We start from the raw sequence: 12,570 nt of genomic DNA, 5'->3' as shown, positions 1-12,570 counted from the left end.
CGTACGGTCCTCAGGTCACGCCCTCACGTCGTCATCCCCGCAGATCCACCAGCAGCGGCGGCGCGTGCTCACCCGTCACCGTGGTCAGCGACAGCACCGCGTGCCCGGGCGGCACCCCGTGCGCCAGCTCGGACGCGGACCACCGCTCCCGCTCGACCTGCCGCACGGTCACCGCCCGCGCGGTCGGCGCCTTGCCGGTGATGACCCGCCGCACCGCGTGCAGCGCCTTGCCGGCCGGGGTCTCGGCGATGATCTGCCGGTCGGTGACGTCCCGTGCCTCGATCCACTCCTTGCCCCACACCTCGGCGAAGTCCTGCCCGTCCCACGGGGTGAGCCCGGACAGCGCCATCCGGCACCCGATGGCGCCGAGCAGGGGCCCGCGCAGCGGCCGCGGCACGTCGTCCAGGGTCCGCAGCGTCAGCACCACTCCGGCATTGCCGGAGCGCAGCCGCTGCACGCCCCGTACGGCCTCCGGCGTCACGACCCCGGTGGCGTCGTCGACGACCAGGCAGGCGAACAGCGACCGGTCCTCGCGCACCGCGACGCTCGCCGTGAACTGCGCGAGCACCAGCCGCGCCAGGATCCGGGAGGCGTCGGCGTGCCCGCGCTGCGGCAGGTCGATCCGCACCCGGACGGGGTGGTCGAGGGCCTTCAGCGAGAACGGCCGCGACTGCCCGGACGAGTCGGAGCCCGCGCTCTGGAAGAACGTGGCGAAGGCGGGCCGGTCGAGCAGCGCGACCCGGTCCGCGAGAATGCCCCCCACATCCCCCGGGTTCCCCATCTGCCTCTCCCGCGCGTCGAGTTCGCGCAACAGCGACTCCTGCCCGGAGTCCTCGAGGCCCTTGCGCAGCGCGGCCATCGGCCGGGGCGCGCCGTCGAGCAGCTGCCGCAGCTCCGGTACGGAGGGGAAGCGGCCGTGGACGGCCCGGAACGGTCCGAGGAGCTGGGCGAGCACGGTGGTGGAGCGCCGGGTGTCGCCTCCCTGATGAGGCTCGGCGAGGTCTCCGACGAGCGCCTCGGCGAGCACGGCCGCGGCTTCGTCCGGATCGGTCGTCCCCCCGTACAGGTCGAGGTCGTACACCGACTCGGGATTCCCGATCTGTACGACGACGTCGTAGGCGTCGGCCGGTCCGAGCCCGGCGCCCGCGGCACCGACCGCCACGACGGCGGCCCGTCCGGCGAGCGCGTGCAGACACAACGACTCGGCGATCGGCCTGACGACGGTCCCGGTCTTCCCGGACCCGGCCGGCCCGACCGCGAGCAGCGAGGTCCCGAGCAGCTCGGGGCCCAGCCCCAGTCCGGCTCCCCGATAGGCGTACGGGTTGCGGGCGTCGTCGGCGGTGGTCCCCAGCCGTACCTGGCCCGTGAGGAGGTCATGCCGGGCGAGCCGTGCGGGCAGATCCCGCTCCCCGGAGGGGTGCACACAGGCGGCGGCGCCTTCCTGGAGCACGGCACGGGTGAACGTGGCGAGGCTGAACCGGCCACTGCGCACGCCTTGCCAGGCCCGCGCGATCCGGGCCTGGTCCACGTCCCGCATCAACCCGGCCCTGGCCTCGGCAGCCAGCCGCTCGGCAGCGTCGACGGCACCGGCGGCACGAAGCTGGGGCCATTCGGCGGGGTCCTGTTCGGCGGCGGGCGGCGGCTCATGGTCGGGAGCGGCTTGACGCCAGGCGGGGGTGCCGAAGCGACGCCAGACCTCGCCCCAGCGGCCGAGCTTGCCCACGACGACCATGATGATCAACGCGATGAGCACCTCATAACCCTTGTAGAGGAGGGTGGTGCCCGTCTGGCCGAGGGCGCCGTCGGCGCCGCGCCAGGAGTCAGGGGTGATCAGAAGAAGCGGAAGCCACCACCAGGTGCCGACATAGCCGTTCTGCAGCAGCGACCACGCGAGCCAGCCGACGAGGAACGCGATCAGCGCGCCACTGATGAGCTGGCGGCCGGGGATGAGCTCCGGTTCCGCCTCCGGCCTGGGCCGGTGTCCGAACCGCCACACCCCGGGCAGCGTCTCGGGCCGTGGTGTCCGCAGCCACGTCAGGAACGCCGAGCTGTCCGGGGGCGACACCGAGGGCGCTTGCGCGGGCATCGGCGGCATCCCCGACCGTGCCCGCGGCACAGGATTCGCATGCGTACCCCGCGCGTCCTGCGTCCCGTCGCTGTCCATCGCCCCTGCTCCCTGACCAGCCGTTCCGTCCACCGTCAGCGGCCAATCTAACGCCCCCGCCAGGGGAGTTCACTGCTTACGTGGCCGGGCGTCGCGGCCGGCGCCATGTCCACCGCGGACAACCCGTTCTCCGGACAACGCCCACATGGAGCATGCCCACCCCCCGGTCCCCGGCCTAGCCTGCGAGAAGAGAAGTAAGCGCCCGCACCACCCCAGGAGCCCCTCATGACCGCACTTCCGCAGGAGCGCCGCGTCGTCACCGCCATCCCCGGACCCAAGTCGCAGGAGCTGCAGGCCCGCCGGGTCGCCGCGGTCGCGCAGGGTGTGGGGTCCGTGCTGCCCGTGTTCACGGCCCGCGCGGGCGGCGGGATCATCGAGGACGTCGACGGGAACCGGCTGATCGACTTCGGTTCGGGCATCGCCGTGACGTCCGTCGGCGCCTCCGCCGAGGCCGTCGTACGCCGCGCCACGCAGCAGCTCGCCGACTTCACCCACACCTGTTTCATGGTCACCCCGTACGAGGGCTACGTGGAGGTCGCCGAGGCGCTGGCCGAGCTGACCCCCGGCGACCACGCCAAGAAGTCGGCCCTGTTCAACAGTGGCGCCGAAGCCGTCGAGAACGCCGTGAAGATCGCGCGGGCGTACACCAAGCGTCAGGCCGTCGTCGTCTTCGACCACGGCTACCACGGCCGCACCAACCTCACCATGGCGCTGACCGCGAAGAACATGCCGTACAAGCACGGCTTCGGCCCCTTCGCGCCCGAGGTCTACCGCGTCCCCGTCGCCTACGGCTACCGCTGGCCCACCGGCCCGGAGAACGCCGGCCCCGAGGCCGCCGCCCAGGCCATCGACCAGATCACCAAGCAGGTCGGCGCGGAGAACGTCGCCGCGATCATCATCGAGCCCGTCCTCGGCGAGGGCGGCTTCATCGAGCCGGCCAAGGGCTTCCTGCCGGAGATCGCGAAGTTCGCCGACGACAACGGCATCGTCTTCGTCGCCGACGAGATCCAGTCCGGCTTCTGCCGCACCGGCCAGTGGTTCGCCTGCGAGGACGAGGGCATCGTCCCGGACCTGATCACCACGGCCAAGGGCATCGCCGGCGGTCTCCCGCTCGCCGCCGTCACCGGCCGCGCCGAGATCATGGACGCCGCCCACGCCGGCGGCCTCGGCGGCACCTACGGCGGCAACCCCGTCGCCTGCGCCGGCGCGCTCGGCGCCATCGAGACGATGAAGGAGCTCGACCTCAACGCCAGGGCGAAGCACATCGAGACAGTCATGAAGGCCCGCCTCACCGCCATGGCGGACAAGTTCGACGTCATCGGAGACATCCGCGGCCGCGGCGCCATGATCGCCATCGAGCTCGTCAAGGACCGTACGACCAAGGAGCCGAACCCGGAGGCGACCGCCGCGCTCGCCAAGGCCTGCCACCAGGAGGGTCTGCTGGTCCTGACCTGTGGCACCTACGGCAATGTTCTGCGTTTCCTGCCCCCGCTCGTCATCGGCGAGGACCTCCTCGACGAGGGTCTCGACATCATCGAGCAGGCCTTCACCCGCATCTGACCGCACAGGGAATTCAGGGGCTGCGGTGGCCAGCGGCAGAGGGTGTGAAGAAGGTGTGCGAGGTGACGGTGAGGGTGGGATTCCGCCTGTCGTACGCCGCCACCCTGCCGTAGGTTCTACCCAGATGAGAGATACACCCCGCCCACAGGGGACTGTGGGCGACATCAGGACGGGGCCTCCCCAGCTTCGCCCTGGTCGTGCCCTCGCGCACACAACTGGAGCCTCTGGCTCCGGATCTCCTCACCGATCGGACAGTCGCCCGCCCCAAACCCCCCGGGGCGGCCGACCATCCGATCCGATCGGCCGCCCCGGAACCACCCCCCCTGTTCCGGGGCGGCCGGCCTTCCTCATCCTCCTTCTCGGAATTCCGGCCCTCCTCTTCGCCCTGATCACCTGGCAGGTCGTCGAGGACGGGCCGCTTCTGCGTGTCGACGAGCGGGTCAGCCGTGCGCTGGTCCACCCGGACCGCGTCTCGGCGGCCCTCGCCGACCTGGGCAATGTCGAGATCGCGGTCCCGGCCCTCGTCGTGGCCCTCCTCTATGCCGCCCGGCGGGCTCGCAGTACTGGTACAGACCGATGGTGGCTGCCGTCCGCCGCCGCGGCCGTCCTGATGGCCCTGGTCCCGGCCCTGGTCGTCCCCCTCAAGGAACTCACTGACCGCCCGGGCACCCCGGTCTCAGCCGGGACCGGCTACTACCCCTCGGGCCACACCGCCACGGCCGCCATCGCCTACGGCGCCGCCACCCTCCTCGTCCTGCCCTGGCTCCGGTCCACCCGCACCCGCCGGGCGCTCGTCATCGGCTGCGGCCTTCTCGTCCTCGGCGTCTCCTTCGGCCTGGTCCGCCGCGGCTGGCACTGGCCCCTGGACGTGGTGGGCAGCTGGTGTCTGTGCGCGGTCCTGCTGCTCGACTTCCGGCTCTTCCTGGCACGACTCGGCCGCCGCTGACCTCCTGGGCACACTGGGCGTCGTCGCTGCCGGCGGGGGACGCCCGCAGCGCCGTACTCCCACTGTGCCGAGGAGTCGTCGGGTCCGCGTCGGCCGCACGGGCGGCCGACGAGAGCCTGGTGGGACCGTCGGGTCAGCCCTCGCCCTCCGTCGCCAGGCCCGCCGCCGCCTCGTGCATCGCCAGTTCGAGCAGCGCCGGATCGATGAGCATGCCGGAGCCGTCGGGCGGAACCAGCCAGCGCACCCCTCCCCCGGCCACCCGGCCCGGGTACGGCACGACGATCCAGGTGCCGGCGCCGGCCGTACGGACACCGGTGCCGAGCCAGCGGGCCGCGGTGCCCGGCGCCACGAAGAACCCCATGCGGGCGTCGCCGAAGTCGACGAGCACCGGGCCGAGCCGGTCGAGGATGCGGGTGAGGACATCGAGCGTCGGATAGCCGAGCTCACCCGGCAGGATCAGTACGTCCCAGGCCTTGCCCGCCGGAAGCAGTGCGACCCCCAGGGGGTTGCGCTCCCACTCCCAGCGGCAGGCCTCGGGATCCGGTGCGACGGATGCCAGCCACTCGACCGCCGTCTTCGCCCCTGTCATGAAAAGACCTCCCTTTCTCTCGTCGACACTGGTTGCGTCACGAGAGAGAGGGAGGTTTCCCGGCGAGCATTACGCGGGTTATGACCACTCGTCGGAGTGAATCGGATCACCTACGACCGTTCAGCTGTCGAATCCCAGACCGAGCTTGTCCATGGTCCGCAGCCACAGGTTGCGCCGTCCGCCGTGCGAATCGGCACGGGCCAGCGACCACTTGGTGAGGGCGATGCCCGTCCAGGCGAAGGGTTCCGGCGGGAAGGGCAGCGGCTTCTTGCGGACCATCTCCAGCGAGGTCCGCTCGGTGCTCTCCCCGGCCAGCAGGTCCAGCATCACGTCCGCCCCGAACCGGGTCGCCCCGACGCCGAGACCCGTGTAGCCGGCCGCGTACGCCACCTTGCCGTGGTGCGCGGTGCCGTAGAACGCGGAGAACCGCGAGCAGGTGTCGATCGCGCCGCCCCACGCGTGCGTGAAGTGGACACCCTCCAGCTGCGGGAAGCAGGTGAAGAAGTGCCCGGCGAGCTTGGCGTACGTCTCCGGCCGGTCGTCGTACTCGGCGCGCACCCGGCCGCCGTACGGGTAGACCGCGTCGTAACCGCCCCACAGGACGCGGTTGTCGGCGGAGAGCCGGAAGTAGTGGAACTGGTTGGCGCTGTCACCCAGGCCCTGCCGGTTCTTCCAGCCGATCGCCTCGATCTGCTCGTCGCTCAGCGGCTCGGTCATCAGCGCGTAGTCGTAGACCGGCACGGTGTACGCCCGCACCCGCTTGACCAGGCTCGGGAAGATGTTCGTGCCGAGCGCGACCTTCCGGGCCCGGACCGAACCGTACGGCGTGCGTACGGCCATGCCGGCGCCGTACGACTTCAGATCCAGTGCGGGGGTGTTCTCGTAGACCCGGACACCGAGTCCCAGACACGCCCGCTTCAGGCCCCAGACGAGCTTGGCGGGGTTGAGCATGGCCACGCCCCGGCGGTCCCACAGCCCCGCCTCGAAGGTCGGTGAGGCGACCTGGGCGCGCACCGCGTCGGCGTCCAGGAATTCGACGCCGTCGGCGAGGCCCTGCTCCTGGAGCTCCTCGTACCAGTCGCGCAGTTCCCAGGCCTGGTACGTCTCGGTCGCCACATCGATCTCGCCGGTGCGCTCGAACTCGCAGTCGAGGTCGTGCCGGGCGACCGCCTTCTCGATCTCGTCGAGGTTGCGGGCACCCAGCTCCTGGAGCTTGTGGATCTCGTCCGGCCAGCGGGTGAGCCCGTTGGGCAGACCGTGGGTGAGGGAGGCGGCGCAGAAGCCGCCGTTGCGACCGGAGGCGGCCCAGCCCGTCTCACGGCCTTCCAGCAGGACGACGTCCCGCCCGGGGTCGCGCTCCTTCGCGTTGAGCGCGGTCCACAGCCCGCTGTAGCCACCGCCGACGACCAGAAGGTCGCAGGTCTCGGCGCCGGTGAGGGCGGGCTCCGGGTGGGGCCGGCCGGGGTCGTCCAGCCAGTACGGGATCGGCTGGGCCTCGGAAAGGGCCTTTGTCCAACGGCTCATGCTTACGCCTTTTGCCTGTTCCGACGATTTCCGATGACCATCGAGACCAGCACGAGCAGCACGGCGACGAGGAACATGGTCGTACCGATGACATTGATCTGCACGGGCGTGCCGCGCTGTGCCGAACCCCAGACGAACATGGGGAAGGTGACGGTCGAGCCCGCGTTGAAGTTGGTGATGATGAAATCGTCGAAGGAGAGCGCGAAGGACAGCAACGCGCCCGCGGCGATTCCGGGGGCCGCGATGGGCAGGGTCACCCGGAGGAAGGTCTGGACGGGACTCGCGTACAGATCGCGGGCCGCCTCCTCCAGGCGCGGGTCCATCGACATCACGCGCGCCTTGACGGCGACGACGACAAAGCTGAGGCAGAACATGATGTGGGCGATCAGGATCGTCCAGAAACCCAGCTGAGCACCCAGGTTGAGGAACAGGGTGAGCAGCGAGGCCGCCATGACGACCTCGGGCATCGCCATCGGCAGGAAGATCAGCGAGTTCACGGTGCCCCGCGCGCGGAACCGGTAACGGACCAGCGCGAAGGCGATCATGCTGCCGAGGACGGTCGCGCCGACCGTCGCCCAGAAGGCGATCTGGAGGCTGATCGACAGCGAGCCGCACATGTCGGCGACGCCGCAGGGGTCCTTCCAGGCGTCCGTGGAGAACTGCTGCCACTGGTAGTTGAAGCGCCCCTTTGGTCTGTTGAAGGAGAACACCGTGACGACGATGTTCGGCAGCAGGAGATATCCGAGAGTCAGCAGTCCCGCGATGACGACGAAATAACGCTTGAGCCAGTTGACGAGGGCCATTTAAACCAGATCCTCCGTCCCGGACTTGCGGATGTAGAAGGTGACCATGAGGAGAATCGCGGCCATGAGGATGAAGGAGAGGGCTGCCGCCGTCGGATAGTCCAGAATCCGCAGGAACTGCGTCTGGATGACGTTTCCGATCATGCGCGTGTCGGTCGAGCCGAGGAGTTCGGCGTTGACGTAGTCGCCGGCCGCCGGGATGAAGGTCAGCAGCGTCCCGGAGACCACGCCCGGCATCGACAGCGGGAAGGTCACCTTGCGGAAGGTGGTGGCCGGCTTGGCGTACAGGTCGCCCGCCGCCTCGTGCAGCCGCCCGTCGATGCGCTCCAGCGAGGTGTACAGCGGCAGGATCATGAACGGCAGGAAGTTGTACGTCAGACCGCACACCACCGCGAGCGGCGTGGCCAGGACGCGGTCGCCGGTGGTCCAGCCGAGCCAGTTGGTGACGTCCAGGACGTGCAGGCTGTTGAGGGCGCTGACGACCGGGCCGCCGTCCGCGAGGATCGTCTTCCAGGCGAGGGTGCGGATCAGGAAGCTGGTGAAGAACGGCGCGATCACCAGGACCATGATCAGGTTCCGCCAGCGCCCCGCGCGGAAGGCGATGAGATAGGCGAGCGGATACCCGAGCACCAGGCAGAGGATCGTCGCGGCACCGGCGTACAGGATCGACCGCAGGAACTGCGGCCAGTAGGTGGCCAGCGCGTCCCAGTAGGTCGCGAAGTGCCAGGTGACCTTGTAACCGGTCTCCAGGGAGCCCGTCTGCACGGACGTGGAGGCCTGGTAGATCATCGGCAGCGCGAAGAAGACCAGCAGCCACAGGATGCCGGGCAGCAGCAGCCAGTACGGCGTGAAGCGGCCCCTCCTGCGCGGGGGCTTCTTCTCGGGCGCGGTCGGAGTCAGAGGCGGTGGCGCCTCGGTGAGCGTCGCCATCAGAGCGTCGCCTCTTCCTGGATACCGGCGTCGATGTCCTGGTCGGCGTCCAGGCCGAAGGTGTGGGCCGGGTTCCAGTGCAGGACGACCTCGGCGCCCGGTACGAGCCGGTCGTCGCGGTCGATGTTCTGGGCGTAGACCTCGAACTCGGGGCAGACGGGGCTGTCGATGACGTACTGCGTGGAGACGCCGATGAACGAGGAGTCCGCGATCCTCCCGGTGATCCGGTTGCGCCCGTCCGGAATCTCCCCGGCCTCATCGGCGTGGGTGAGGGAGATCTTCTCGGGCCGGACGCCGACCAGCACCTTGCCGCCGGTCGTGGCCGGTCCGGCGTACCGCGCCTCGGGCAGCACCAGCTTTCCGCCGCCCGCCTTCAGCACGATCTCGCCGCCGCTCGTGGAGTCCACCTCGGCCTCGATGAGGTTGGAGGTGCCGAGGAAGTTGGCGACGAAGGTGGTGTTCGGGTTCTCGTAGAGATCGGTGGGCGAGCCGAGCTGCTCGACGCGGCCCGCGTTCATCACGGCGACCGTGTCGGCCATGGTCATGGCCTCCTCCTGGTCGTGCGTGACGTGCACGAAGGTGATGCCGACCTCGGTCTGGATGCGCTTGAGCTCCAGCTGCATCTGGCGGCGCAGCTTGAGGTCGAGGGCGCCGAGCGGTTCGTCGAGGAGCAGCACCTTGGGCGTGTTGATCAGCGCCCGCGCCACGGCGACCCGCTGCTGCTGGCCACCGGACAGTTGGTGCGGCTTCTTCCGCGCCTGCTCCCCGAGCTGCACGAGCTCCAGCATGTCCTCGACCTGCTTCTTCACCGACTTGATGCCACGCCGACGCAGACCGAAGGCGACGTTCTCGAAGATGTCGAGGTGCGGGAAGAGGGCGTACGACTGGAAGACGGTGTTCACCGGCCGCTTGTACGGGGGCAGGCGGGTCACCTCCTGGTCGCCGAGGTGCACGGTGCCCGTCGTGGGCTCCTCGAGACCGGCGATCATGCGCAGGGTGGTGGTCTTGCCGCAGCCGGAGGCGCCGAGCAGGGCGAAGAAGGAGCCCTGGGGCACGGTCAGGTCGAGCGGCTGTACGGCGGTGAAGCCGTTGTCGTACGTCTTGCTGATGCCGGAGAGACGGACGTCGCCGCTGCTGTCGGTGTTCTTGTTCGTCATGGTGATCACGCCCCAGTCAGCTTCGCGAACTTCTCTTCAAAGGCCGTCTCTTCCTTCGCGCTCAGGGAGCGGAAGGGGTGGGACTTCGCGGCCATGGCCTTGTCGGGGATGATCAGCGGGTTGTTCGCCGCGCCCGGGTCGAGCTTCGCCAGCTCGGGCTTCACACCGTCGACGGGAGACACGTAGTTGATGTACGCGGCGAGCTCGGCGGCCGGCTTCGGCTGGTAGTAGAAGTCGATGAGCCGCTCGGCGTTCGTCTTGTGACGCGCCTTGTTGGGGATCAGCATGTTGTCGGTCGACGTCATGTATCCGCTGTCCGGGATGATGAAGTCGATGTCCGGGCTGTCGGCCTTCAGCTGTACGACGTCACCGGCCCAGGCGACACAGGCCGCGAAGTCGCCGCTGGTCAGGTCGGAGGTGTAGTCGTTGCCGGTGAAGCGGCGGATCTGCCCCTTGTCGACGGCCTTCTGGAGGCGCGCGATGGCCGCGTCGTAGTCGTCGGCGGTGAAGTGCGCCGGGTCCTTGCCCATGTCGAGCAGGGTCATGCCGATGCTGTCGCGCATCTCCGACAGGAAGCCGACGCGCCCCTTGAGCTTGGCGTTGTCGAGCAGGTCGGAGATCGACTTCACCTCCTGGCCGTCGAGGGCCTTCTTGTTGTAGGCGATGACGGTCGAGATGCCCTGCCACACATAGGAGTACGCCCGCCCCGGGTCCCAGTCGGGGTCACGGAACTGCTGGGACAGGTTGGCGTACGCGTGCGGCAGGTTGGAGGAGTCCAGTTTCTGGACCCACCCGAGCCGGATGAGCCGCGCGGCGAGCCAGTCGGTGAGCACGATGATGTCGCGCCCGGTGTCCTGCCCCGCCGCCAGCTGGGGCTTGATCTTCCCGAAGAACTCGACGTTGTCGTTGATGTCCTCGGTGTACTTGACCGAGATTCCGGTCTGCTTCTTGAACTGGTCGAGCGTGGGGTGGTGCTTCCCGCTGTCGTCCACGTCGATGTACTCGGTCCAGTTGGAGAAGTTGACGGTCTTCTCCTTGGCCGAGTGGTCCTCCGCGGAGACGCCGCCCTGGGTGTTGCCGGCCGCGGGGATGCCGCAGGCGCTCAGCGTCCCGAGGCCGCCGACCGCGAGCGCGCCGCCCGCGGAGGCACGCAACAGGGATCGCCGGGTCATGGCGGCCCGGCCATTGCGGAAGCTGCGCCGCACGGCGGCCACTTGGGCCGGTGACAGGCGGTCGGGCTCGTACTGCTCCATGCGCTGGTGCCCTTTCGGGAAGGTGGGCGGCCGCGGGTCGGGCGGCCTGTATACGGCTATCGGTCCCCGAAGATCGTGCGGTGCCAGTCCTTTCTGACAACCGCCGTATTGTCGAACATAACGTGCTTGATCTGGGTGTACTCCTCGAACGAGTACGAGGACATGTCCTTGCCGAAGCCGGACGCCTTATATCCGCCGTGCGGCATCTCGCTGATGATCGGGATGTGGTCGTTGACCCACACGCACCCGGCCTTGATCTCCCGGGTGGCCCGGTTCGCCCGGTAGACGTCCCGGCTCCAGGCGGAGGCGGCGAGCCCGTAAGGGGTGTCGTTGGCGAGCCGGATGCCCTCGTCGTCGGTGTCGAAGGGCAGCACGACCAGCACCGGCCCGAAGATCTCGGACTGGACGATCTCGCTGTCCTGGGCGGCGTCGGCGACGAGCGTGGGCTTGTAGTACGCCCCCTTGTCGAGTTCCCCGCCCGGCGCCTCTCCGCCCGCCACCACGCGCGCGTAGCCGCGCGCGCGGTCGACGAACCCGGCGACCCGGTCCCGCTGGACATGCGAGATGAGCGGCCCGAGATCGGTACCGGCGGCGAAGGGGTCCCCGAGCCGCACGCTCTCCATGAGGGCGGCGGTCCTCTCGACGAACGCCTCGTACAGGGGCCGCTGTACGTACGCGCGCGTGGCGGCCGTGCAGTCCTGCCCGGTGTTGATGAGCGCGCCGGCGACGGCCCCGTTGACGGCGGCCTCCAGGTCGGCGTCGTCGAAGACGACGAAGGGAGCCTTGCCGCCGAGCTCCAGGTGCAGCCGTTTGACCGTGGCGGTGGCGATCTCGGCCACCCGCTTGCCGACGGCCGTCGACCCGGTGAAGGAGGTCATGGCCACGTCGGGATGCCCGACCAACCGCTCCCCCGCCTCCTTGCCGGTCCCGGTGACGATGTTGACGACACCGTCGGGAATCCCGGCGTCGGTCGCGGCCTGGGCGAACAGGAGCGAGGTCAGCGGGGTGATCTCGGCGGGCTTCAGGACGATGGTGTTCCCGGCGGCAATCGCAGGAAGGATCTTCCAGGCGGCCATCTGGAGCGGATAGTTCCAGGGCGCGATGGACCCCACGACCCCGATCGGCTCACGCCGCACGTACGACGTGTGATCCCCGGAGTACTCACCGGCGGACTGCCCCTGAAGATGCCGAGCGGCCCCGGCGAAAAAGGAGGTGTTGTCAATGGTCCCCGGGACGTCGAACTCCCGGGTCAGTTTCAGCGGCTTCCCGCACTGCAGCGACTCCGCCCGGGCGAAGTCCTCGGCACGGTCGGCGAGCACGGCGGCGAACCGGTGCAGGGCGTCGGACCGCTCACCGGGAGTGAGGGCCGCCCAGCCCGGGAAGGCCGCGCGGGCCGCGGCGACGGCGGCGTCCACGTCCTCGACGCCCGCCAGCTCATAGGTGAAGACCTCCTCCCCGCTCGCGGGATCGACGACCGCGTGCGTACGACCGGAGGTCCCCTTGGTGAGACGCCCTCCGATGAACTGCGCGCCGTCGGCGAACCGCTCCTGTGCCGCGAACCGGTCCGGGATGGAACTGCCCGGGTTGTGCATGTCGCTCTCCTCCGCCGTCACCCCACGGTTACCGCGGGCGGGTGGCGTAGCT

10 protein-coding genes are annotated in these 12,570 nt (G+C 69.7%); 2 read left to right on the top strand and 8 right to left on the bottom strand.

The window, feature by feature from the left end:
- Window positions 1-31: 31 nt before the first annotated feature.
- The gene (locus ACIRP7_RS26380) at window positions 32-2,164 is read right to left on the bottom strand and encodes an ATP-binding protein (protein ID WP_403664218.1); all 2,133 of its coding nucleotides are present in this window, start codon (window positions 2,162-2,164) and stop codon (window positions 32-34) included.
- Between the two features lie 225 nt (window positions 2,165-2,389).
- On the opposite strand from ACIRP7_RS26380, the gene gabT reads away from it, so the two are divergent.
- Together gabT and ACIRP7_RS26370 are read left to right on the top strand one after the other, a co-directional pair.
- A complete protein-coding gene (gabT, locus tag ACIRP7_RS26375) occupies window positions 2,390-3,724 on the top strand; it encodes a 4-aminobutyrate--2-oxoglutarate transaminase (protein ID WP_403664214.1) in 1,335 nt (444 codons plus the stop codon).
- A gap of 124 nt (window positions 3,725-3,848) precedes the next feature.
- Window positions 3,849-4,670, top strand: coding sequence for a phosphatase PAP2 family protein (locus tag ACIRP7_RS26370; RefSeq protein WP_403664211.1), 822 nt, complete (start codon window positions 3,849-3,851; stop codon window positions 4,668-4,670).
- A gap of 133 nt (window positions 4,671-4,803) precedes the next feature.
- Here ACIRP7_RS26370 and ACIRP7_RS26365 read toward each other — a convergent pair whose 3' ends face one another.
- From ACIRP7_RS26365 to ACIRP7_RS26335, 7 genes are all read right to left on the bottom strand, one after another.
- Complete coding sequence (locus ACIRP7_RS26365; protein WP_403664208.1) at window positions 4,804-5,259, bottom strand: hypothetical protein; 456 nt, start codon at window positions 5,257-5,259, stop codon at window positions 4,804-4,806.
- A 120-nt stretch (window positions 5,260-5,379) separates the two neighbouring features.
- A complete protein-coding gene (locus tag ACIRP7_RS26360; protein WP_403664205.1) occupies window positions 5,380-6,783 on the bottom strand; it encodes an NAD(P)/FAD-dependent oxidoreductase in 1,404 nt (467 codons plus the stop codon).
- Window positions 6,784-6,785: 2 nt separating this feature from the next.
- A complete protein-coding gene (locus ACIRP7_RS26355; protein ID WP_403664202.1) occupies window positions 6,786-7,586 on the bottom strand; it encodes an ABC transporter permease in 801 nt (266 codons plus the stop codon).
- Window positions 7,587-8,516 carry an ABC transporter permease gene (locus tag ACIRP7_RS26350; protein WP_403664199.1) on the bottom strand — a complete coding sequence of 310 codons (930 nt, stop codon included), beginning with the start codon at window positions 8,514-8,516 and terminating at the stop codon, window positions 7,587-7,589.
- The gene (locus ACIRP7_RS26345) at window positions 8,516-9,673 is read right to left on the bottom strand and encodes an ABC transporter ATP-binding protein (protein ID WP_403664196.1); all 1,158 of its coding nucleotides are present in this window, start codon (window positions 9,671-9,673) and stop codon (window positions 8,516-8,518) included. The genes ACIRP7_RS26350 and ACIRP7_RS26345 overlap by 1 nt, the downstream gene beginning before the upstream one ends.
- Window positions 9,674-9,678: 5 nt before the next feature.
- On the bottom strand, window positions 9,679-10,926 hold the full coding sequence (locus tag ACIRP7_RS26340) for a PotD/PotF family extracellular solute-binding protein (RefSeq protein WP_403664193.1): 1,248 nt from the start codon (window positions 10,924-10,926) through the stop codon (window positions 9,679-9,681).
- A gap of 56 nt (window positions 10,927-10,982) precedes the next feature.
- On the bottom strand, window positions 10,983-12,518 hold the full coding sequence (locus ACIRP7_RS26335; RefSeq protein ID WP_403664190.1) for a gamma-aminobutyraldehyde dehydrogenase: 1,536 nt from the start codon (window positions 12,516-12,518) through the stop codon (window positions 10,983-10,985).
- Window positions 12,519-12,570: the final 52 nt, after the last annotated feature.

It is taken from the genome of Streptomyces sp. NPDC102270 (assembly GCF_044766405.1).
In the GTDB taxonomy this organism is placed as follows: Bacteria; Actinomycetota; Actinomycetes; order Streptomycetales; family Streptomycetaceae; genus Streptomyces.
This window is presented reverse-complemented; position numbering and strand designations above follow the sequence as displayed.

Coding starts and splice junctions, on each gene's coding strand:
- ACIRP7_RS26335 (WP_403664190.1), bottom strand. CDS start 12,518: ATGCACAACCCGGGCAGTTCCATCCCGGACCGGTTCGCGGCACAGGAG.
- gabT (WP_403664214.1), top strand. CDS start 2,390: ATGACCGCACTTCCGCAGGAGCGCCGCGTCGTCACCGCCATCCCCGGA.
- ACIRP7_RS26350 (WP_403664199.1), bottom strand. CDS start 8,516: ATGGCGACGCTCACCGAGGCGCCACCGCCTCTGACTCCGACCGCGCCC.
- ACIRP7_RS26360 (WP_403664205.1), bottom strand. CDS start 6,783: ATGAGCCGTTGGACAAAGGCCCTTTCCGAGGCCCAGCCGATCCCGTAC.
- ACIRP7_RS26365 (WP_403664208.1), bottom strand. CDS start 5,259: ATGACAGGGGCGAAGACGGCGGTCGAGTGGCTGGCATCCGTCGCACCG.
- ACIRP7_RS26370 (WP_403664211.1), top strand. CDS start 3,849: ATGAGAGATACACCCCGCCCACAGGGGACTGTGGGCGACATCAGGACG.
- ACIRP7_RS26345 (WP_403664196.1), bottom strand. CDS start 9,673: ATGACGAACAAGAACACCGACAGCAGCGGCGACGTCCGTCTCTCCGGC.
- ACIRP7_RS26340 (WP_403664193.1), bottom strand. CDS start 10,926: ATGGAGCAGTACGAGCCCGACCGCCTGTCACCGGCCCAAGTGGCCGCC.
- ACIRP7_RS26355 (WP_403664202.1), bottom strand. CDS start 7,586: ATGGCCCTCGTCAACTGGCTCAAGCGTTATTTCGTCGTCATCGCGGGA.
- ACIRP7_RS26380 (WP_403664218.1), bottom strand. CDS start 2,164: ATGGACAGCGACGGGACGCAGGACGCGCGGGGTACGCATGCGAATCCT.